The organism is Verrucomicrobiia bacterium, from assembly GCA_026414565.1.
Classification (GTDB): domain Bacteria; phylum Verrucomicrobiota; class Verrucomicrobiia; order Limisphaerales; family Fontisphaeraceae; genus Fontisphaera.
The window spans coordinates 204,065-226,344 of record JAOAIT010000018.1 but is presented as its reverse complement, the minus strand read 5'-3'; the positions used below and the strand labels follow the sequence as shown (position 1 = coordinate 226,344).

The following is a 22,280-nucleotide window of genomic DNA, read 5'->3' as shown; positions in this document are numbered from 1 at the left end:
GGCCTTTAAGGGCGCACTTCAATCGTCAAAGCCACCGGTTCACTGGTGTTCTGGCCGCCATAGGAGACGCCGCCGGAATCCACGCCGTACACCAGGACTTCCACCGTGCCCACCGTGGCGGCCGGCTGGCAGCTTAAAACGCCCTGTGGGCTGATGGCGGGTTGCAATCGGAACAAATCCTTGCGGGGGCTGACCACTACAAAACGTAAGGTCTGTGCACTTTCATTCTCCGGGCCGTTGAAGCAGCCAGCCCAGTTGATTACGGGTATAGATTGGGTGGTTGGCTCGGCGTTCAAGACCACCCGGTTGGTGAGAAGGGCGATGACGGGGGGATCGTTTACCCCGTACACCAACAGGGAAAAACTGCGGCTGGCGCTGTTGGTGCCGTCACTGACGGTGAGCGTTATTAGGGTGCGGCCAAATTCATTAGTGGCGGGCCGGGCCACGAGCACACGGTTGGTGCCGGCCCCTTCCACCCGCAGGGCGGTGGGCGGCAGCAGCACCTCGTTGGTGGAGGCAAAACTAAATGTCAGGCTGTCAGGCGGAGACTCCAAATCGCTAACTGTGAAGTCCCAGCGAATTTCCTGATCTTCGTAGCCGGTTTTGCCGGGAAGGTAACCCAGCACGGGCGGATCATTTACATTTTCCACACGGATCAGGAATTGTACGGGGGCAGAGAGATTCTGGCCGCCATTGGCCACCGGGCCATTATCCCGCCCCACCAGCGTTACCAAGGTCTCACCAAATTGATTTTTCGCCGGCATAAAACGCAGGGCGCCGCCGCTGATGATGGCGGGCTGCGCGGCAAACAAGGTCGGTTGCGCGGCAGTCAGTTGAAAGCGCACAGCCTGCCGTTGCTCATCCAACGCGGAGGCCGGACCGCCAACGGCGCGGGTGATGAATCCCGGCACGGTGAAATAGCCTGAGTCCTCGGGGGCCACCACCACGTTGGTGGCCAGGCTGATTTCCGGGGGATCATTGACGGGCAGGATGGTGACGGCAATTTTGGCCGGGGCCGAGTAGCGCTGGCCATCAAAGGCGAAATACTCAATGACATCACGCCCGTTGGCATTGGTGTGCGGCCGATACCAATAAACGTCAGGCGCACGTTTAAGCGTCAGGGTGCCGTTGGTGGGGCCGGAGCCAAATTGAAACTGGAGAGGTCCGGTGCTGCCGCGCAGGCGGATTTCCAGGGGCCAGTCCTCCAACGTCGTCAGTTTCATGGGCAGGACGCGGGGTTGATAGTTATTGAGCAGCACGGCCACTTCGTCCGAACCCCACTGGGCCACCACCACATCGGCGAAGGTGTCTTTGTTAAAGTCGCCCAAGGCCAGTCCGCCAGGCAGACCTTGCAACCAGTAAAAAGCGCCCTGATCCTGATAATAATTCTGGAATGTGCCATCGCCCAGTCCCAGCAGCACCTTCAGGCTGCTGTCGGCCTCGTCACTGACCACCAAATCAAGCAGGCCGTCCCGATTGATGTCCGCCGCCAGGAGGCCGGCAGGGCTGCCCCCCAGCCACACCTGGTTGGTGGCCGCAAACAGTCCCAGGCCCACGTTGCGCAGAACGACCAGCAGACCGTCACTGTGCGCCACAGCCAGATCCCGGCGTCCGTCCCCGTTGAAGTCGCCGGCGGCCATGGCCCGCGGGCCGGTACCGGTGATGTAGGTATGTTGTGATAAAAAGCCGCCGTTTCCCGCTCCCAACAAGATTCTGATCGTCCCCTGGCCGTATTCGGCCACCGCGATATCCGGCCGGGTATCGGCGTTGAAGTCATCAGCCAGCAACGCCAGGGGTTGAGTGCCCACTGGGATGGACGTGGAATTACGAATCCACCCCACCCCGTTGCCAAAATGAATACCCAAAGTGTTATCGTCAAAGTGCGTGCAGAGGACGTCCGGTTTGCCGTCCTTATCGAGATCGGTCACGGCGACGGCAGTAACGTTGCTGCCTGAGGGCACGTGGAAGGGCGAGGCAAAGGTGCCATCGCCGCCCCCGATTAAGAGGCTGATGCGGTTGTCGCGCCCCCCTGCCACCACCAGATCCAAGCGACTGTCCCGATTAAAATCGCCGGTAGCCAGATGGGTTACCACACCCCCAATCGGCAATTCCACAGGGGCCGCCAATCCCCCCTGCCCATTGCCAAAAAGCAGTGAAATTGAATTGCCGGCCGCATTGGCACAAGCCGCATCCAGTTTGCTGTCCCGATTGAAATCCCCTGTGACCACCGCCACCGGTTGCGCCCCGGCCCGATAATTGAGCGGAAACTCGAACAGGTAAGGAGCCACGTCATTGACAATTCCGACGGTTACGGTCACTGGCGCGGTGCGAACCAGGATTCCGTTGACGAGATAGCCAATCTCGAAAGTGTCCATACCGTTGAAAAAGCCGCCTGACAAGTAGCGCACACGCTGGTCAGGCAGTATGGTGGCTGTTCCAAAACGTGGTGCCCGCACGATGACGTAATTTAATGCCTGGCCCAAGGTATTCGTCAGCGGCCCGGCCAAAAATTCCAGGGGTTCTCTTTCCAGCACACTTCGCGTCACCGCCGTCAGCGGCGGAGCGGCGGCGGCAGGCAAAACAATCACGGCGAAGGATTGAGTGGCGCTCAGCGGGGGCAGGCCATTATCCGTGACCACCAGTTGCACCGACTGCGTCGTTCCGGCGTCCAAATTTTGCGGACGCCAGCGCCACGTGCCGGTAAGTTCCTCCAGAGACGCATTGGTTGGCCCGGCAAGCATCTGCCATCGCAAGATTTGCGGCGGGGCTTCAGCGTCCCAAGCCACATTGGTGACCCTCAACTCCTCGCCGGTAATGGCCACCAAGTTGGAAGCTGCAGCCGCCAGCACGGGGGCGGTGTTTTGTCCATGAACAACAACGGTAAAGGCCGTGGTCGCACTGGCCGGTGGGATGCCATCATCTGTAACCTGTACATGGATGGTGAAAGTCTGGCCGGTATGCGACAAAGTGGGCGTCCAGTTAAAGCGCCCGTCTGGCGTGAGGGTGGCGCCGGAGGGAGGCGTTTGGGCAAAGGCGTATGTCAAGTACTGTGCCGGCCAGTCGTCATCGCTCGCGTTCAAAGCAAGGTTCAGGTTTTGCTGGGCGGCTACGGCGAAGGGGCCGAGTTGAGGAAACCGCGGCGGAGTATTGGACTCCAGAACCGTGATGCGAATGATTTGAGAATCCATCAGGGGCGGCTGGCCATCGTCAATTACCCGCACGGTCAGGGCATATAATCCTGGGCCCTGGATTTCCGAGGGCGTCCAGGTCAACAGGCCGTTGGTGGGGTTGATCTGCGCTCCCAAGGGAGGCTCGCCTCCCAACGAAAAACGTAAGCTCTGCCGGGGCAGATCTCCGTCAGTGGCACGAGCCAGAAGGGCAAAATGCTCGCCTTCATAGATGACAAAATCACCACTGATAAGGAGCTGCGGGGCACTATTCACCTTTTCCACGGTAACGGAAAATGACTGGGTAACCGATAACGGCGGGGTGCCGTTGTCGCGCACCCGGACGGTGAAGGTGTAGGTCTGGCCACCCTGCTCCTCAGTGGGCAGCCAGGAAAACGTGCCTTCCGGCGTCACGCTGGCGCCCGGCGGGGCGCCGGGTTCCAGCGTGAATACAAGATTTTGTCCCGCATCCGGATCCGAGGCTTGGAAGGAAAAAGTCAAGAGGGTGCCCTCAGCCACCACCTGGTTGGGCAAGGGCGCCAGCGCGGGCGGGGAGTTGGTAAAGTTGAGCCGGTTGGGAGTGCGCGGGGTGGCAATATTCATCGGCCCAATGTATTCAGCGCCATCGGGAAATCGGCCCTCGCTGCGATCTGGGGCCTGCGGCCCAAATACCACCAAATCCACCAGCGTGCCGTCCGGGCCATACAAGCCGATGCTTTCTCCGCTGGCGCTCAAACGGAAATTCGCATGCAAGTCTCCGCCGCTGTTTTGCTCAGGCTCGCCATCGGCCCAAACCAATAAATAACTGCGCGGGGGCATGAGGGTGCCCTGCGGGATGCGCCACTTGAAGGCGTTGGCCAAATCATCGGAGAGGTAGTAACCTGAAAGGTCTGCGGTAGTGTTGCCGGCATTGAATAATTCAAACCAGTCTTCGAAGTTGCCATCCGCAGGATCGGCCAGGGCGCTGACATTATCCGCCATCCACTCATTGATGAACACCGAAACAGGCGGGTAAGCCGGGTTGTTGGTTGCGCCTGGTGTGGGCAGGGCGAAGATTTGTCGTCTGGCTGCCCGGCCATCGGGATACAAACCGTAACTGCGGTCCGGTCCCGGCACGCGGAAGTTTAAGTGGTGCACCAGGCTGGTTTGCCCACCCACTAGCCGGGCCAGAGCTACACTGCCGGTGGGCGAGGTCAACCGGAAGGAGGCATGCAACTCGTTGGAGCTGGTTTCGCCGGGTTCACCGTCAAGCCATACGGTCAAAAATTGCCTCGGCCCGATGGAGGCGTTGGTAGGAAAAGCCCACTGGGCAAGGTTGGTGAACTGGCTGGCCAGGTAAAACCCCGAAAGGCTGACGGTATTGGTGCCGCTGTTGAAAAGCTCCACCCATGGCTCGGCTTCGTTAAAACGATCCCGCAGGCCAGAAACGTTCAACGGTTGAACTTCGTTGAGCCATAATGACGGGAAGGCAGGCAGGGAGGTGGCGACCGAATTGGGTGCGCCCGGAGTGGCCCGTTGGACCTGGGCGGCGCCCAAATTGGCATCAATGCGAATCCAACTGCCGGAGAACCGGATCGTTAATGGCCCGCCGCTGGCTCCCGGCAAATACCAGAAACTCAAGGTATAAGTTTGTCCCTGGGTCAGGCGGCTGGAGGCATCCTGCCAGATGGAAGAATCACGAGTGGTGCCGCCGCTGGAGGCCATGAGATGTAAACTGGAATTGCCGCTGCGCTTGACTGCGGTATCAATATAGGAGCCCGCATGGTTGGCGGATACATTCCACGTGCCGGCCAAAGGACTTTCAAAATCGCCGTTGACCAGCAGGTTGGCGCCGGAGTCCGGATTGCTTCCAGCCACCAATTTCAAATCGTCAATGTAACAATCGCCGGCGGTTTGGAGATACACATAAATGACCCCGCTGCCGGCAACCCCGCTGGCGGAAATGAACCGCCATGCTGGCGGCGCAGCCAGGTTGGTGGTCAGAGCGGTCCAATTGGCAGCCCGGCTGTTGTCCTGGGCCGCATCGCGCAGTTGCAGGGATGCCCCCTCTTGGGCGCCTACGACCGGCCAGGGTGGCATGGTCTCATAATAAACCTCGTCCACGACCTCCAGCAGGTTGGTATCTGAGGCCGGTTTCTCCAAACGAATGACTTCCCCGTCCTTGTCCAAATTGCCGCCAAACTCCCCGATGACGGCTGGCGAAGCGCCATAAGCAGTGTTGAAGGCGGCAATGCTTTTGGCCACCACCAGGTAACCATTGGGTTGAATGATGGTGCCGAGAGGGAATTGATAATCCACGCCATGCAACCGCCAGTTGGACAGATCGAACGCATTGTTTTGCGAACGATTATAGATTTCCACATATTCCGCCCCCGGCCAGGGGGGTTGGTACATGATCTCATTAATAACCAAAACGTCTGAAGGGGATTCCGGCGTGCCAGTATAGGTCACCGTGCGGGTGGTGGTGGACAGGGTTTGTCCCCGTCCATTCAGCGCGGCCACGGTGAGCGTTTGCGTGCCGGGCTGCAAAGCCCAGGAGGCTGTCCAATTAGTAACCGTTGTCCATACCACCGGCACGGGTATGCCGTTGATGGTAATGGATTCAACCTCGATGGGGGCGGTGCCGGAGAGCGTCAACAAGTTGCGGTTGGTGGTCCAGTTCCCGCCGGGCAATGAGGTGACCTGAAAAGGGCTGGCGATTTGCGGCAGCACGGTGTTTTGCAGGTATTGCAACCGCCCGCTGATGTAATTCTTAATGTTGTCCGGCGCCGAAAGGCTGATGCCGTTGGCGCGCAAGGCATTGTAGCGATAGTCTAAAATGGTATTGGAGCGCGAGGGCTGCAGTGGCCCTTCCGCCGCGTCCTTAATGGCTCGCCAGTAGGCCCGGGCGAAGGGGGGATGGCTGAAGAGCCGCGAAAGAGGCCCATCAGTAAAACCGAACAAACCGTCGGTGGGACTGCCGGAATAAAAGGCGAAATCAATATCCCAGATTAACATCTTCCAGGTGCCGCCCTGGGGCATGTAGGTGTACATATTTTGGCCGCCACCATTGCCATAACTGTCCCAGTTGCCCACCAGTTTTTCCACCAGGAAATGGCGGGCCCATTGGTTGACATCTATGACGGCCTCAATGGCCCGCGTGTAATTTTCTCCACTCGCGGAGGTGTTGGCGGCGTCCACCAGGCGGAAGAGGTTGGTGTAGTTGTTGCCCTGGTTGCCATAGGCACGCTTGCTCCACGTCCACCGATACACCGCCAGTTTTTTCTGTCCGCCGGTGGTGGTGTAATTGCCAAGGTTGGCCCCTGCGGCTGCGAAAGTGCTGGCCTGGTCGTCAAATTCAAACCAAATCTGGATTTTATGCAAATCGCCGCGTGGTTGATCCGGATACCACGTTTGGACAAATTCCCGGTTGGGCTGTTGCACATCCTCAATGGTGGGATCGCCACGCCGATTACCGTTGACGTAGAAATGCACCGGACGACGATAGCAATACGGCAGGCCCAGTTGATAAGCCAGCCAGTAGGCATGTTGCTCGCCCTGGGCGGTGCCGTCCCCTCCCCCATTGCCCGGCCATTGGAGAGTCAGTTCCTCACTGCCCAGCAAGGGCTCATCGGGAGGAAAACTCAAGGCGAAGTCGCAGAACCCCGACAGGGGCGAGTTGAAGCCCGGTGAATGCCAGGGACTGCCACTGTACTGGTTGCCAGCATTATAAATCACCCGCGAATTGCCATAGACAAAAGTACCGTCCAGCGGATCATTGCTGAGTTTCTCACGGGTGGTCCATTGATTAATGGTCTTCTGGGTCAGCCACATGCGATACACGCCCAGTTGCCCGGAAGGAGTGGATTCACCCCAACGGATCAAACATTCGCGCTCGGGGGCGTCCTCAGGAAACTGCCGGGTCAAGCCGTACAGATCGGCCGCCAGAATGTAAAAGGCTGCTACTGCTCCTGATGATTGGGCGGGAATGGAAGCTGAGTAATAGCCAGCGCCGTGGTAGGACATGGCCACACTATTCCAATTGGTGGCGGGGTCCACCCGGTAACGCACAAACAAAGCGGACAGACCGTCCGGATCAAAAACCCGCGCAATGACCCGCACCGTCTGGCCGGCGGTGGGTAATACCGGACTATGGGTGACGTCCATGATCACCGGGGCTCCATTTCCCAGCGGCCGGCTGGCACGGCCTGGGGTGCCGAAATTGCTCTTGGACAACATGTTGCCGGTAGCTTCGAGGTAATTACCTCGCAAACGCAGCAGAATTTCTGGATGTCCCTTGAGCCACTTGACCCGGGCACGAATCGTGGCCGTTTCGCCGGCATTCAATGTGCGAGCCAGGCGGGTGCGAATGCGGTTGGCCCCCGTGTCACCGCGGGAGCTGGCGCGCACATAGAGGCAGCCCGGGCCGCCGTAACCTTGCAGCGGCTCCCAACTGGAGCGGCAATGGGTGCCTTGAAAGAACCATCCGCTGGCGTCCTGGTTAAACGAGCCGTTCAACACCAGATTGGTGCCACCGGCAGGGATGACCTCGACATCGTCCACCAGACACTCCCCCGGCCCCAGCAGGAGTACCTGCAAAGAGTCAGCGGTATCCATGCCGTTATCCAACACACCCGTGTGCTGAATCACCACCCAATCCGACTGGCCAGATTCGTCGGAACCCCGCCAGGCCATGGCCCAGAGGCCGTTAACCCGGGGGTCCACCAGCTCCTGACTGCTGCCGCCGCCACCCGTCCATGCCGGCCAGCGGCCGCCAGCCTGAAAGCGCGCTTGATGGACCACCACCTCGTATTTGGCTTCCGCCACCTGGGCATTTTGATTGGTGTAGAACAGTTGGACCGGCTTTTCCAGACGCAGCCAGCCGCCGCGATTGGCAAGGCGCCCCTGGTAATCTCCCACGGAGTTCTGGGCATTCAGATTGGGGTAGCGCGTCCGCAGGTAACTGGTGTTCGCGCCAATGACGAGAAAGCCGCCCGGTTGGATGACGGTAGGGTTGGGGAAGGTATAACTGACATCTCCGCGAATTCTCCATTTGCTGAGGTTGACCGGCTGCGAGCCCGGATTGTGCAATTCAATAAATTCATCATCGGCATTTTCAGTGATGGGATCGAACATGATTTCATGGATTACCACTTCCGGCGTCAGCGGGGCGGCATTGGCCCGTCCTGCGGTAGGGGTGGTCAGGTGGGAGAATTCGATGCCGCCATCCGGGCTGCGGCCCCAAGAGCGTCCAGCCTCCACCCCCGGATACTTTACCGCATCAATCACCCTGATCTGCGAAGGATCTCGCAAGAATAGCTTGCCCCCCTCTGGATTGAGCGACCAACCCAGTTGACTTTGGGAAATGGCCAAAAAGCCCATGCCGGGTATGACGGTATTGGCTGGAAATACATAGCGGTTGGTGCCTGTTTCATCCGTGAGAATACAACCGGAGAGATTTAATCCGCCTGCAGCGTAGTTGAACAACTCGAGGAAGGGCTGCTCTCCCTGTCCGGGATAGGGCATCACCTCGTTGAACATGATGGCGCGGTAGAGATTAACCATCACGGGTTCGTCAGTGCCCGGTGAGCCACCGAGGCGTTCACTGGCGGCCCAGGCCCGCGGATCGTTGGCCCCATAAGAGGGCCGGGCGAGCACCAGCGAATGTCCCCCGCCGTCGGCAGCGGCCGGCCAGGGCCAGTCGTCGGAATATTCCACCTCAAAGAGCACAGCCCCCAGATGATTGCGCAGGCGCAAGGTGCCTCCTTCGTTTTGCAATCGGCCGCTGAACGGTCCCAGGACCCCGCTGATTCCATAAACCGCTTGTACATCCGCCGGCACCGCGGCCACCACCAAACGACTGTTGGCTTGTATGACAGTACCTGTGGGGAATGTGTATTCGACTGCGCCCGTAATGCGAAAACCACCGATTTCTTCCGGCCACAACTGGGCATTGTAAATTTCCAGAAATTCCAAATCCCGGCCGTCGCTGCGGTTGGTGGGGTTATACATGATTTCGCTGATCACCAGCGGGCCGTTGCGGGTGGCCGGGCCGGCCGGTTCGCGGGCGGGCCAGCGTAAAGCTGAATCCAGCGGGGTCACGCTCAAACTGATGGTGCGGGTGCTGTTGGCCGGGATGGTGTTGGGGGTGGTGGCGCGATCACGCACGTTGTTAACCGTGACGGTCACGGAAGTCACATTGGTCAGCGGGGTGGTGTATAGAACCACCGTTCGCGTGTCCGGCCCAAAACCGGCACCCAAGACTTGAAACCCACTAGCAATGGAATAGTTGGCGGGGTTGGTGGCGGAAGCCGCCTCGAGCGGTTCCGAAAAGAGGAGCGACAACACCTGTGGATGTCCCAGCCAGGCACCGGATTGGAAAACCGGCGGGGTGATGTCGGCGGTCACGGTGAGTGTGGCGACGAGGGAATTGGTGCCGCCGTAGGCATTGGTAATGGCACATCGGAAGGTTGCGCCATTGTCGCTCAAGGCCACCGGCCCCACCGTAAGCATGGCATTGGTACCCCCCGCCACCGGCAGGCCGTTTTTATACCACTGGAAAGTAGCGCCGATATAGCGGGCCAAGGCCACGGAGAAGCTGCCGGAGCCGCCCTCCACGACGCTGATATTTTGCGGTTGCGTGGTGATTGTGGGCGGTCCCAGGCCATAGGGAACCGCGTAAATGGCCGGAATAGGATCAGCGTTATTCTGCAGGGGCTGCTGCCCGGGCATTTGCCAGGCCACGGCCAGATTGTCCCCCCCTGCCCCTTCCGCCTGCAAGGCCTCGATGTAATACCGGCGGCCATTGGTCAAAACAATGCCGGCCGAGCGTTGATTGGGTTCTTTATTGTATTCGCGGGCGGCGGTCCAGGAATTGACGCTGGCTATTAATTGTTTATTGGCCGGGTTTTCATCGGAACTAAGGAACAACTGCCCCTGATCATCGCTGGCGATATAAAAATAATAGGTGCCGGTGACCGGAGGGATGAGTAGGGCCCGAAGCCGGGTGCCGTAATAATCAGAAAATTCCCGGGGACACTCAAAAAATTGAGTTAAAACTTCCTCGAGGTCGGGGTTGTTGGGGTAATTGGGAGCGCTGGTAAGGGCGGATATTGTGCCTGTGCTGATTCCCCTAAAAACCTCCCGCAACACCCCATTGGTGGTTTGGCCGTGAGCGGTGACTGCATACCCTAAAACCATACCGACCACCACCGCCGCGGTCGCGGGAGCACGAAAAAACTTCATGGTTGTCACCCAAATGTAGCACAAATGCGTTTTCGGGGACAGGAAATTAACATGAAATAGGCACTTTCAGGCAACTTAATTGCCTGTCAGATAAATTATGACAACGTCGGTCAGATCCGCGGCGGATTTACTCCAAGCCCAGAATGCGGCGCCCTTCCACGCTGATCATGGACTGATGCCAGGGCGGGTCCCACACCACTTCCACATCAGCCTCTTCCACGCCCGGCAGGCTCAAGATTTTTTCCTGGGCATCGCGGGCAATGACCGGCCCCATGCCGCACCCTGGAGCGGTCAGGGTCATTTTGACGGCGACTTTGCTCCGGCCGGAGGGGGTGGGTTCAATGTGCAGATCATACACCAGGCCCAAATCCACAATGTTCACCGGGATTTCCGGGTCATAACAAGTCTTGAGCACCGCCCAAACGGCCTCTTCGGTGAGGGGGCCGGAGGCTTCGGCAGCCGCCGGGGCGGACTGGCCCACCTCGGCGCCGAGTGCATCGGCGTCCTTGGCGGCGATACGAAACAACCCATGGGGGGTATAGACGGTGTAGGTTCCGCCCAAGGTTTGCGTAATTTGCACTTGCGTGCCTTTCGCCAGGACGGCCCGCTCGCCGGAGGGAATCTGCACCGCCTCACAATCGCGCTTAAGTTCTATCGTAGTTCCGTATTCCATAAGTCTGTTTCAGTGATTTGAAGTTAGCGCGCACGCAGTCGGGCTGCTATTAAAATTGTGCAGGTCACGGAGTTGCGCCGGGGGCGGGTATGGAAACATCCTCTCCGGGAGCGGGACCAACTCCCGGCTGGCCCGATGCAGAGCCGTCCAGATCGGAGATTTTATTACGGCTGGCCTCAACCTTGATGTAATGCAGAACCACGGGCGCCAGGATCATGCCCGGAATTCCCATCAGTTGCTCCCCCAGCACCAAACCCAACAGAGTCAACCACATGGGGTTTTTGATGCGCTCCCCAATGATTTTACTGTTCAGGAAGTATTCCAGTTTGTGAATCACCACCAGAAAAACGAGCGCAAACAAGGCCATTTGCGGCGAAATGGTAAAACCCACCCCAATGATCAAGGTGTTGCTCATGAGGTTGCCAATGATGGGCAGGAGGCCACAGAGAAAGGTAAAAATAACCAGCACCGGCAGATGCGGAAAATGATTGTACGCCAGAAATATGGCCGTGAGGGTGGTATTGATGGCCGAGATGACCAACTGGGCCCCAATGACCGTGGCAAAACTGCGGTAAAACGTTTTGAATCGCAAACCCAGCTCGCGACTGACGAGGGCATATAAACTGTCGGAAACGGCATGTGGATCACCTTCCACCTGCCAGCGGGCATTAATGAACAGGCTGGCCGCCACGACCAGACCGATGATGAGGGAGGCAATTTCAAACAATACCCGGCGCACGTAGGTTCCCAGATTAGCGAAACGATCCTTGATTTCTTCCACCGCCAGTGACTTCAAGCTCTCATAATCTGTAAAAGGCAAATCAATCTCCTGTTTCTGGGCATAGTCCACGATGGCGGGGATGGTTTTTTCGGCGATGGCCGGGAACGCCACCACGGCCTGGCGAGTGAAATAAAACAGACCATACCCTATAGCCATCACGACCAAGACATACAAAACCAAGGCTACCGCCTTGCTGCGGCCAAAACTGAAAACCCGCAGGGCAAAATAACCAAAGAGGGCCGTCAGCACGAGCGTGGCGAGGTGTAATACTCCAATGAGCAGCAGCAACACCGCCATCAGCACATAGGATATTCGCGCTTGTTTCGTTAGCATGAAGCAAGTCCCATTTCTGGCCACCCTAGGGCAAGACTGTCATCAATTCCTTTTAACCGATGGCTAATTTTCTGCCGAGTGCAAGCCGCCGGCACCTGCCCGAAAGGCAATGTTGCCCTGCTCGGGACGCTCCGGATTGGCCTGTGCACAATTCCAAAGACAGGCGCCACAATGCACACACTTTTCGCGGTCAAATAGGGGAACCCCATGCGGACCAGGGGCAATGGCCTGGCCGGAGCACAGTTCGACACAAACTTGCGTCCCGCAGCTTTCGCACAGGCGAGGGTACAGAAACAACACATGATCGGCATAACCGGGCGGCGCCTGTACCTTGCCGCCCATCAGCAGGGCATCCTGATGCGACACGAGCAACCGGCCATCGTACTCAATGGGCGGCCAACCTGCCCGTTCCATCAGGGCACCGTGAACTGAAGTCCCGCGGCTGTGGCATTCTTGGCGAATCCGCGCGATTTCCTCCGGTGCAATTTTACCGGCGTAATATTCTTCCAGGGTTGGCACCCGGCCATGGGGAGGCAGAGGACGGCCTTTCACGGCCAGTTTGCCCTGAGTTAAACCGGCCAGCGCCATGCCCATCATGCCGGTCAGAACGCCGCGCTGGAAACCGTCGCGACTGCGCTCCGCGATTTGGGATTCCTTATCCAGCCAGCTCTCGCGGCGGCGTTTGACATAGGTGCGTTCCAGGTTTTCGCGGGTGTAGGGCTGGCCGGCCTTGGCCAATTCCACCACGCTTTCGGCCAACAGGACTCCGGTGTGCCAGGCTTCGTCCACCCCGGAGCCGGTGAGAACGTTGGTGGCGCCGGAGCCTTCGCCGATGCGGGCATAACCGTTACCCGCAAGATAGGGCTCACCGCGGCGCCCGGATTCTTGCAAGGATTTGGCTCCCCAAGAGCGCAAGGTGCCGCCTTTGAGGTATCGCCATAGATACGGATGCTGCATCCAATGTTGCAGGTAGCGGTAGGCATTTCGCACCGGACTGTCAAACCAGGAGGGCACAAAAATGCCCAGGGAGGCCACGCGCTGAGGATGTACGTAAAGAAAACCAAAAATTTCCGGCTCTGGATAACCAAAGGTGTGCAGGACGGTGCCGGGTTTCAAGTCCACTCCTTCCGGCAGGTCCACCACGACTTTCATCCCCACCGCCCAATCGTGCTGATGATGGCCTGCAGGCAGGCCAAAGTGCTGGTCCAAGAGCTGGCCAATCGGCCCTACCGGCCCGTCGCCAACCACGGTGAGATCGGCGAGCACCTCCATGCCGGGCAGGTAGCCGGCCTCGGGGCGTCCCAACTTGTCCGTCCCTTGATCCACCAAACGAACTCCCTTGACCCTGTCCCCCTCTATCAACGGTTGAGCTACGGGCGTGCCCGGCCAGATTTGCACCAGCCCCGAGCTCAAGAGCTGCGAAGCAACCCACTGGTTGAACTGCCCAAGAGACATCACCAAACCCGGCGATTTGTGCAGAAATTCAGGTGTCCATGGCAGCTCCATGGCCTGATGCTCGCAAGGCAGGGCCCAGCGCAGGCCTTGGATCACCTTATCGGCCACCCGCAAACCCGCCGAACGCCGGCTGGCACCGACGGGGTCCAACAGGTAAAGCACTTTTTCCTCGGCCACGGGGGCCGCCATGGGTATCTGGGCGGGGTCCAGATCAGGGAAACTTTGGCGAATCGCCCGGGCGCGGGTGACGACGCCGGAAACAGCAAAGCCTACATCATCCGCCCGCTCGTAACAGACCACTTGCAGGGGCATCCCGGGACAAACGCGACTGGGCAGGGCTGGCGTGCCGTCCGGATTGACTAGGTAGCGGCTGAGCGTGGTTAAGAATCCCGCTGTCGCCGGTCCAAATCCCACGCAAACAATGTCCACTTCGAGTCGTTGTCGTTCGACCGGGGTGGTGCCATCATCGGTCACTGTCATCACGGGCAACACTAGGACAAGCCCGACAGGCTGACAAGCGTGGCGTTAACGTACTGTGACAACGCCCGACTTGCTTGGAAGCGGATGACTCTGCTAGATTGCGTGCCGTTCATGAGGCCGCAACTGGAAAAATGGGTGTTGGAGCCTCTGCAAGGCCTGGGCAGCATTGCCTTGCTGGCATTGGAGTTTTTCCGTTCGTTGCTGTTGCACCGGCCACCGCCACGGGACGTTATTTACCAGATTTATCACATCGGGGTGAAGAGCCTGTCGGTGGTGCTGATTACCGGGGCGTTTACGGGCATGGTGCTTTGTGCCCAGACCTACTTCCAATTCCACAAGGTCAAGATGGACACTGCCACCCTGGCGGTGGTGAGCGTGTCCATGTGCGCCGAGCTTGGCCCGGTGCTGAGCGCGTTAATGGTGGCGGGCCGGGTGGGGGCGGCCATGGCGGCAGAGCTGGGCACCATGCGGGTCACCGAGCAGATTGATGCGCTGCGCACGCTGGCCACGCATCCGGTGGATTACCTGGTGGTGCCCCGCGTTTTGGCTGCCACCATCGCCCTGCCGCTGCTTACCATCGGCTCGATCACGGTGGGCATTATGGCGGCTTTCATCGTGGGAACCTTCTTGCTGGGGATTGATCCCGTGTATGCCTATAACAACATGGTGCAGTTCACGGATCCTTCGGACCTCTGGCAGGGAATCATCAAATCGGTGGTTTTTGGCCATACCCTGGCCATGATCGGCTGTTACAAGGGACTGACCTGCAAGGAGGGAGCGGAGGGCGTGGGCCGCGCCACGACGGAGGCGGTCGTCTTTGCTTCCATTACCATCCTGATCAGCAACTTTTTCCTGACCCTGTTGTTGGTGAAAGTGCTCAACTGATTGGCCATGATCCAGGTTCGCGCAGTGGAAAAAAGCTTCGGCCGCCAGCGGGTTTTGGATGGCGTGAGCTTGACCATTGAAGCCGGGGAGGCGGTGGCCATTATTGGGCGCAGCGGTTGTGGCAAGAGCATCCTGCTCAAGCATCTGATCGGTTTGCTGCAACCTGACCGCGGTGAGGTCTGGGTGGCCGGAGAAAATCTGGCCAAATTAAATGAACGCCAGCTACTTACAGTGCGCCGCCGGTTTGGCATGTTGTTTCAGAGCGCGGCTTTGTTCGATTCCCTGACGGTGTTCGAAAATATTGCTTTTCCCTTGCGGCGTCATGGAAACCTGAGCGAGGCGGAGATCAAAGAACGAGTGGAAGAGGCCCTGGAGATGGTGGATTTGCCCGGAGCCGGGGTCAAAAAGCCGGCTCAGTTATCGGGGGGCATGCGCAAGCGGGTGGGGCTGGCGCGGGCCATCGTCTATCGGCCGGAAATCGTCTTGTACGATGAGCCCACCACCGGCCTGGATCCCATTGTTTCGGACAGCATTGACCATTTGATTGTTCGCGTTTGTGAGCGATTAAAGGTGACCACGGTTGTGGTGACCCATGACATGCGCAGCGTGCGTACCATCGCTCGCCGGGTGATGATGCTGCACCAGGGCCGGATTTATGCGGACGGGCCGCCGGCGCATTTTTTTCAATCCAACGACCCCATCATTCACCGGTTCGTGAACGGTATCAGCGACCCCAAAGAAATTGATTTTTGATATGAGCGAAAAAAGCCTGACCACGCGCGTGGGCGTGTTTGTACTGATTGGCCTGGTGGCTTTGGCCGTGTTATTGCTCAATTTCAGCAAGACGGGCGATTGGTTTGAGGACACCTACGACCTTTACCTGCGCACCCCGAATGTCAGCGGCATCAAACCCCGGGCTGCGGTACTGATGGCCGGCGTTCCGGTGGGGTATGTGCACAAGATTGAATTAACCCCTGATGGCCGCTCGGTCATTCTGACTGCTCGTATTTATTCCAAATACCTGATCCGGCGGGATGCGGTGTTTGCCATCGAGCAATCCGGTTTCTTGGGCGATCAATACGTGGCCATCGCCCCGCGCAGCACCACGGGGGGGTATTTGCAAAATGGCGATGTCGTCAAATGCCTGCCGCCCTTTGATTTGCAAGATACCGCCCGCCGCGCCAGCGATCTGCTGGACAGCGTGGGAGCGACCTTGACGGACGTGCGCAGCGCCTTTAGCAACGTCAATGGCACGCTGCTTAGCCAGCAAAGCCTCACCAATTACACAACCAATATCGTGCAGATGCTCGAGAATGTACGGCGCGCCTCGGAGAGTGTGCAGGAAAAAGTGCCTGAGATATTGACCAATGCGGCGGTACTTTCCGAGCGGGCGCGGCGTGCCTCCGAGCAGCTTGAAGCGCTTATCCAAGGTCACACCTCGGTGGTTTCGGAGGCGATTTTCGATTTGCGTCAGGCTTCCAGCAACGTCCATCTCACCACCGCCAGCCTGCGCCGCACCGGTGATTCGCTCGAGGATTGGGTGAACACCAGCAAACCAAGGTTGGACAATGTCGTAAAAAACATTGAAAACGCCTCGCAATCTGTGACCAATATTGTCTCCAGCGTGCAGGCGGACCTGGACGCGGGGCGGGGATTGCTGGGCGGATTGCTGCGGGATGATACGATGAAAAGCAACGCCGCAGCCACGTTGGAGCACGCCAGTTTGCTCAGCTCCAACTTGAATGTGGCCGCCGGCAATCTCAACCGATTTGGCCTTTGGTGGATGTTGTGGAAACCGAAATATCCGAAGACCAATACCGCCGCCAGCGTCAAATCTTCTGCTGGGCGCGCGAATTAAGACATGTCTTTTTGGGTCATTCGGATATTTTTTCTGCTCTTGTGCATACTGGGCGGCGTGGCGATCAGCCAGGTGCGTGAAGAGCTGATCAGTCAGTGGTATTGGGGGGCACTGGCGGGCTTTGGCTTTGGGGGATTGCTCATCGCCATTGAGGAAATGCTTAAAGGGTTCTCCCTCCGGGCGTTTTCGGCGGCCACCTTCGGCCTGGCGCTGGGCAGTTTTATTGCCTGGATGGTGGACCGCTCCGGTCTTTTTCAATATGCCGATGAGATGCCCGTGCGCTGGTTGATCCGGCTGGTTACCTTCTTGTTTTTTGGCTATCTGGGGATGGTACTGGCCATGCGCAGCAATAAGGAGGACTTCTCGCTGATCATCCCGTTTGTCCGTTTTCAATCGCAGTCCCAACCCACTTCATTGCTTTTGCTGGATACCAGCGCCATCGTGGATGGACGGGTGGTGGAACTAATCGAGCGCCGTTTTTTGGAGGGCACCGTCGTTGTGCCCCGCTTTGTCCTGCACGAGGTGCAGCAGATCGCAGATTCTTCCGATCCTGTCAAACGCGCCCGGGGGCGCCGGGGGCTGGATATTTTGAACCGCATCCGCCGTCTGCACGGAGTGGACTTGAAAATCCACGATGCCGAATACCCTGACGAAAACGGCGTGGACGCCAAGCTGGTGCGGCTGGCCAAATCCCTTCAAGCCCGGCTGATTACCACAGACTACAACCTTGCCAAAATCGCGGACTTGCAGTCCGTGCGTTGCCTGAACATCGCCGAAATGGCATCAGTCCTCAAACCCGTGGTGCTTCCCGGGGACACGTTGAACTTGAAAATCGTGCGGGAAGGCAAGGACAAGGGACAGGGAGTGGGTTATTTGCCCGACGGCACGATGGTGGTGGTCAACCAGGGCCAGCCCTACATAGGGCAGCAGGCCAATGTGCAGGTGCAAAGTTTGCTGCAGACCGGCGCCGGCGTGATCATATTTGCCGAAATTAAGAATCACTCGTAACTTTCTTTATGGAGTCCAATCCGGTCGTCATTTTCAAAACGCTGAACCTGGCCGAGGCGCAACTGGTTTGCAGTCGCTTGCAGGCGGCCGGTTTCTTTGCCTCGGTCAGCCATGAACTGGCAGCGCTAAGCCTTGAGGGTTACAGCTTGGCCGCCGGCGGTGTCCGCGTCGAGGTGCCGGCCGATCAAGCTGACGAGGCCAAGGCCTTTCTTGCATCCAGTGCTCCAGTGCCCCCGGCGGATGATTCTGCGCCAGATGGGGCTTCTCCTGCATGAGTGCCTTGTCCCCTTCCCTCCTGCGCCGGTTGCGGCAACTGCTGCCCGAGGGCGAATTAGCAATAGACCCGGTGACTTGTCAGGCTTACGCGGGCGACAAATGGTTCGCCGCGCGAGTGCCCGAGGCAGTCGCTCTGCCCCGTTCGACTGAAAGCGTGGCGCGACTGTTGTCCTTTGCGCATCGCCACGGTCTGCCAGTGACCGCTCGTGGCGCGGGTCATGGCTATGTTGGCGGTTGCGTGCCCCAACAGGGCGGCATCGTGCTTTCCTTGGAGGGCATGAATCGCATCAAAGAAATCCATCCCGGCGACTTCGTGGCCGTGGTGGAGCCAGGGGTGCACACTCAGACGCTCCAGGAGGCCGTGGAAAAAAAGGGCCTTTACTATCCGCCGGATCCGGCCAGCCGGAAAGATTGTTCCATCGGCGGTAACATCGCTTCCAACGCGGGCGGGCCGCGCTGTCTCAAATATGGGGTCACGCGCGATTATGTCCTGGGCTTGGAGGTCGTGCGGGCCAATGGCGAGGTCTTGCGCCTGGGCAGCCGTACCCACAAGAACAAGACAGGCTTTGACCTTGCCCGCCTGTTCGTGGGCAGCGAAGGAATGCTGGGCGTCATCACCGAGGCCACATTGAAACTACTCCCCCTGCCCCCTTACCGCGCCTTGCTGGTGGTGGGCTTTAATCACATGGGGCATGCCGCTCAGGCCATCCGACGCATTTTTGCCGCAGGCTTTTTGCCCTGTGCCCTGGAGGTGGCAGATCAATTTACCTTGGAGGCCGCCCGCCGCCGAACCGGCAGCCGCCGTCTGCGCGGTTGTGGGGCCCTGATTTTCGTGGAATTGGACGGGCGACTGGCGGCCGTGAAGGCGGATTTGGGGGATTTGCGCCGCCTGATTCGCTCCCTGCCCCATTTGTTCATTCAACATGCCCTTGGCGCCGAGGCCTGCGAACAGCTCTGGCAGTTGCGACGCGAGTTCAGTTATGCGTTGCGGGACACCGGCCTGACCAAGCTCAATGAGGATATTGTGGTGCCGCGCGGGCGGCTGGAGGATTTGTTTCGCTTCACGGCGCGTTTGCAAAAGGAATCCGGCTTCCCTGTGGCCTGCTTTGGCCATGCCGGCGACGGCAACATCCACGTCAACATCATGGTGGACTTCAATCAACCGGGCGCAGAGGCCCGCAGCCGAAAGGTGTTGGACAAACTTTTCACGCAGATTCTGGCTTGGGGCGGCGTCATTACCGGCGAACACGGGGTGGGGCTGGCTAAAAAGCCGTGGTTTCCGCAGGCTGTCAGTCGCGAGGTGCGGCGTCTCCATAAAGACATCAAGGCGGCCCTGGACCCCCGGGGCATCCTTAATCCCGGCAAGTTCCTGTGAGCAATTACTGAAGGACTCGGGTTCAACGCTGGCGCTTTCCGCAACCCCAATGACCCTGAACCAATCCGCCCATCGGACTTGGGGCTTGTGGTTTCTCCGGGGGCATGGTAGTAAGTCCGTTCGGCAATCATCACAATCCCGGTCTGCGCGCATTTGTCGTCGGAAAAAGATATGAGTGAAACTCCTCCCACGGCTGGCAAGGAATCGGTGTGGCTTGAGGCGCAAGATGGACGCCGGTGGTCTGTGCTGGGATCTTGTGGCATTGGCCGGTCTCTGACCAATCAGGTCGTGCTTGAAGGCGCCAAGGTTTCCCGCCGCCACGCGCTGGTGCATGTGCAGAGCAAAAATGAGCATTGGCTGGTGGATTTGGCCAGCAGCAACGGCACTTTTCTCAATGGCCGGCGCATTACCCAGCCCATGCTGCTGCGCGATGGGGACCGCCTTGGCATTGGGGAATATGAGTTGGTTTTTCATCAGCCGGGCAGCACGACGGAGGCTTCTCCGCCTCCGGCCAACGCTCCCTTCCACGCAGTGCGACTGGATGAGGGCTGGTTGCTGCTGGCCGAGGTGCTGGACGCCACCATGATCATGCAAAATTTGCTCCCATCCCAGCAGGCGCAGGTGATGGAGCGCTGGATGGAAGATGGCCGCAAAATTGTCCGCCGCCATCATGGTGTGCTCAATCAGTACCTCGGCGACGGATTTCTGGCTTTCTGGAAGGAGGATGAACAGGCCACCGCCTCCGTGGCTCAATGTATCAAAGACTTGCTTGAACTGCAGGCCAAGGCGGAGCCGCCCTTCCGCTTTGTGGTCCATTATGGGCAGGTCGCGTTTGGAATTTCTGCCGTGACGGGGGATGAAACCCTCATGGGTCAGGAGGTTAACCGCCTTTTTCGCATGGAAAAACTGGCGGGCGCCCAAGGCCAGACCACCCTGCTCAGCGCCGCAGCGCGCGAGCGCCTGCAGCCTTTTATTGAGACCTTCGAAATCGGTACCTTCACCCTCCTGGGTTTCCGCCAGGCCGAGACTTTCTACGCATTCTAGAGGCATAAACGCTATTGCGCGGCAGCAGCCGGGTGATTATCTTGATGGCCTATGGGTGAACTCTTGAATCGTTTTAGTTTCAGCGATCCCAAGTGGAATTTGCAGATTGCCGCCTGCATGATGATTATCTGGCTGGCCCTGGTGATTTGCGCCCTGTCCAGTCTGAATTCCCAGGGTTTCACCCGCCGCCAACGGCTCTTTTGGATCTTAATTATCACCGGTTTGCCGCTGGTGGGCATCCTGATTTACCTGCCTTTTTCCATCCGGTTGGACAACTATCCCACCTTGAAGATGTTGCGCAAGGAGTTGAAGTGATCCAGACGGCGGGCTTGCCGTTGCGCCCGGAATGTCACCCACGTGAAGTTTTCCGTCATTGTCCCTGCTTTTAACGAGGAAAAGTTATTGCCGGCCTCTTTGTTGGTGTTGCGGCAGGCTGCGGCGGCAGCATGGGAATCGCAGGGCTTTGCATGGGAGGTCATTGTTTGCGACAATAACTCTTCTGACGAGACCGCCCGCGTGGCCGCGGCAGCGGGTGCCAGGGTGGTATTCGAGCCGGTGAATCAGATCGCCCGTGCCCGCAACACCGGCGCCCGCGCCGCTCGCGGTCAATGGCTGGTTTTCATGGACGCGGATTCGCAGCCTTGCCCGGGACTCCTGGCAGCGGTGGCCAGAGCGGCTGAATTGGAGGACGTTGCGGCCGGCGGGGCCTTGCTGCGATTTGACGCTTCCGCACCCTGGGGATACTGGGCGGTGCGGTTTTGGAACCTGTGCAGCCGCACGCTGAAATGGGCCGCCGGCTCATTTATCTTTTGTCGTGCGCAAGCGTTCAAAGAACTTGGTGGATTTGATGAAACGCTGTTTGTTTCAGAGGAGATAGATTTCAGCCGGCGGCTGAAGCGTTGGGCGCGGAAGCATCGTCTGCGTGTGGTCATTTTGACGGAGCACCCCCTCATCACCTCAGGACGTAAGACCCATTTATACACCCTGGGCGATCACTTGAAGTTCATCGGGCGCTCTTTTTACCTGGGAGCCCGCTTGTGTCGCACCCGCCAGCATTGCGGGATATGGTACGACGGCCGCCGGTAAGGACATCGTATGGCATCCTTATGTCCTTTGATATGCGTCAATGACGATTCCTGGAAGCATGCTAGTTTTACCCCATGCAAAATGTTTTAGTGGATGTCCGGACACTGGCACCCAAACAACGGCACGCTCAGGTTTTCGCGGTGTGGGGCAAGCTGGGTCAAGGCGCGGCGCTCGAGCTGGTAAATGACCACGATCCCCTGCCCTTGTATTATCAACTGGCCTGTGAGCATACAGGCACTTTTCATTGGGACTATTTGGAAAAAGGGCCGGAGGTTTGGCGGGTACGCATCACCAAGGGGGACTATCCTGACCCGGGTTTCAAACCGCCGCGGAAAAAGCCCGCCGCCAAAGGCTTGGCGGATTGTCCCCTAACTGTGGATACCCGCCCGCTCTTTCAGCGTGGCGAGCCCCCCTGCGCCCTGATTGACGAGGCCGCCGCGCAAACGCCGGTCGGCGGCAGTTTTGTGCTGCTTGTACCCTTCGAGCCATTGCCGCTCTACGCCAAACTCGCACGCGAGGGCTTCACGCATAAAGCTGAACTACAGACCGATGGCTCCTGGCGGGTGGAGTTCTTCAAGGAAAAATAGCACAATCGCCGCAAAGCTCACCATGGCTTGTGGCTAACAGGTGGGCTG

The 22,280-nt window shown here is 58.7% G+C and carries 14 protein-coding genes; 10 read left to right on the top strand and 4 right to left on the bottom strand.

Going from position 1 to position 22,280, the window contains the following annotated elements:
- Positions 1 to 5 precede the first annotated feature (5 nt).
- The 4 genes from N3J91_05125 to N3J91_05110 all read right to left on the bottom strand — a co-directional run bounded on the left by N3J91_05125 (position 6) and on the right by N3J91_05110 (position 14,113).
- Positions 6 to 10,391 carry a lamin tail domain-containing protein gene (locus N3J91_05125; protein ID MCX8155823.1) on the bottom strand — a complete coding sequence of 3,462 codons (10,386 nt, stop codon included), beginning with the start codon at positions 10,389 to 10,391 and terminating at the stop codon, positions 6 to 8.
- Positions 10,392 to 10,518: 127 nt separating this feature from the next.
- Positions 10,519 to 11,064 carry a putative Fe-S cluster assembly protein SufT gene (sufT, locus tag N3J91_05120; protein ID MCX8155822.1) on the bottom strand — a complete coding sequence of 182 codons (546 nt, stop codon included), beginning with the start codon at positions 11,062 to 11,064 and terminating at the stop codon, positions 10,519 to 10,521.
- Positions 11,065 to 11,128: 64 nt separating this feature from the next.
- Entirely contained in the window at positions 11,129 to 12,178 is a 1,050-nt protein-coding gene (locus tag N3J91_05115) for an AI-2E family transporter (protein ID MCX8155821.1), read from the bottom strand.
- A gap of 63 nt (positions 12,179 to 12,241) precedes the next feature.
- Entirely contained in the window at positions 12,242 to 14,113 is a 1,872-nt protein-coding gene (locus N3J91_05110) for a 4Fe-4S ferredoxin (GenBank protein ID MCX8155820.1), read from the bottom strand.
- A gap of 111 nt (positions 14,114 to 14,224) precedes the next feature.
- On the opposite strand from N3J91_05110, the gene N3J91_05105 reads away from it, so the two are divergent.
- From N3J91_05105 to N3J91_05060, 10 genes are all read left to right on the top strand, one after another.
- The gene (locus tag N3J91_05105) at positions 14,225 to 14,998 is read left to right on the top strand and encodes an ABC transporter permease (GenBank protein ID MCX8155819.1); all 774 of its coding nucleotides are present in this window, start codon (positions 14,225 to 14,227) and stop codon (positions 14,996 to 14,998) included.
- Positions 14,999 to 15,004: 6 nt separating this feature from the next.
- On the top strand, positions 15,005 to 15,751 hold the full coding sequence (locus tag N3J91_05100) for an ABC transporter ATP-binding protein (GenBank protein MCX8155818.1): 747 nt from the start codon (positions 15,005 to 15,007) through the stop codon (positions 15,749 to 15,751).
- Position 15,752: 1 nt separating this feature from the next.
- Complete coding sequence (locus N3J91_05095) at positions 15,753 to 16,856, top strand: MlaD family protein (GenBank protein MCX8155817.1); 1,104 nt, start codon at positions 15,753 to 15,755, stop codon at positions 16,854 to 16,856.
- Positions 16,857 to 16,859: 3 nt separating this feature from the next.
- Positions 16,860 to 17,864, top strand: coding sequence for a TRAM domain-containing protein (locus tag N3J91_05090; protein MCX8155816.1), 1,005 nt, complete (start codon positions 16,860 to 16,862; stop codon positions 17,862 to 17,864).
- A gap of 8 nt (positions 17,865 to 17,872) precedes the next feature.
- Positions 17,873 to 18,139, top strand: coding sequence for a DUF2007 domain-containing protein (locus N3J91_05085; GenBank protein ID MCX8155815.1), 267 nt, complete (start codon positions 17,873 to 17,875; stop codon positions 18,137 to 18,139).
- Complete coding sequence (locus N3J91_05080; protein ID MCX8155814.1) at positions 18,136 to 19,515, top strand: FAD-binding protein; 1,380 nt, start codon at positions 18,136 to 18,138, stop codon at positions 19,513 to 19,515. Before N3J91_05085 ends, N3J91_05080 begins: the two co-directional genes overlap by 4 nt.
- 171 nt (positions 19,516 to 19,686) lie before the next feature.
- Positions 19,687 to 20,559, top strand: coding sequence for an adenylate/guanylate cyclase domain-containing protein (locus tag N3J91_05075; protein ID MCX8155813.1), 873 nt, complete (start codon positions 19,687 to 19,689; stop codon positions 20,557 to 20,559).
- Positions 20,560 to 20,610: 51 nt separating this feature from the next.
- Positions 20,611 to 20,874 carry a hypothetical protein gene (locus tag N3J91_05070; GenBank protein MCX8155812.1) on the top strand — a complete coding sequence of 88 codons (264 nt, stop codon included), beginning with the start codon at positions 20,611 to 20,613 and terminating at the stop codon, positions 20,872 to 20,874.
- A gap of 42 nt (positions 20,875 to 20,916) precedes the next feature.
- Positions 20,917 to 21,645: a glycosyltransferase gene (locus tag N3J91_05065; protein MCX8155811.1), complete on the top strand. Its 729-nt coding sequence runs from the start codon at positions 20,917 to 20,919 to the stop codon at positions 21,643 to 21,645.
- A 74-nt stretch (positions 21,646 to 21,719) separates the two neighbouring features.
- The gene (locus N3J91_05060) at positions 21,720 to 22,232 is read left to right on the top strand and encodes a DUF2249 domain-containing protein (GenBank protein ID MCX8155810.1); all 513 of its coding nucleotides are present in this window, start codon (positions 21,720 to 21,722) and stop codon (positions 22,230 to 22,232) included.
- Positions 22,233 to 22,280: the final 48 nt, after the last annotated feature.

Coding starts and splice junctions, on each gene's coding strand:
- N3J91_05095 (MCX8155817.1), top strand. CDS start 15,753: ATGAGCGAAAAAAGCCTGACCACGCGCGTGGGCGTGTTTGTACTGATT.
- N3J91_05115 (MCX8155821.1), bottom strand. CDS start 12,178: ATGCTAACGAAACAAGCGCGAATATCCTATGTGCTGATGGCGGTGTTG.
- N3J91_05105 (MCX8155819.1), top strand. CDS start 14,225: ATGAGGCCGCAACTGGAAAAATGGGTGTTGGAGCCTCTGCAAGGCCTG.
- N3J91_05075 (MCX8155813.1), top strand. CDS start 19,687: ATGAGTGAAACTCCTCCCACGGCTGGCAAGGAATCGGTGTGGCTTGAG.
- N3J91_05060 (MCX8155810.1), top strand. CDS start 21,720: ATGCAAAATGTTTTAGTGGATGTCCGGACACTGGCACCCAAACAACGG.
- N3J91_05080 (MCX8155814.1), top strand. CDS start 18,136: ATGAGTGCCTTGTCCCCTTCCCTCCTGCGCCGGTTGCGGCAACTGCTG.
- N3J91_05090 (MCX8155816.1), top strand. CDS start 16,860: ATGTCTTTTTGGGTCATTCGGATATTTTTTCTGCTCTTGTGCATACTG.
- sufT (MCX8155822.1), bottom strand. CDS start 11,064: ATGGAATACGGAACTACGATAGAACTTAAGCGCGATTGTGAGGCGGTG.
- N3J91_05110 (MCX8155820.1), bottom strand. CDS start 14,113: ATGACAGTGACCGATGATGGCACCACCCCGGTCGAACGACAACGACTC.
- N3J91_05070 (MCX8155812.1), top strand. CDS start 20,611: ATGGGTGAACTCTTGAATCGTTTTAGTTTCAGCGATCCCAAGTGGAAT.
- N3J91_05085 (MCX8155815.1), top strand. CDS start 17,873: ATGGAGTCCAATCCGGTCGTCATTTTCAAAACGCTGAACCTGGCCGAG.
- N3J91_05125 (MCX8155823.1), bottom strand. CDS start 10,391: ATGAAGTTTTTTCGTGCTCCCGCGACCGCGGCGGTGGTGGTCGGTATG.
- N3J91_05100 (MCX8155818.1), top strand. CDS start 15,005: ATGATCCAGGTTCGCGCAGTGGAAAAAAGCTTCGGCCGCCAGCGGGTT.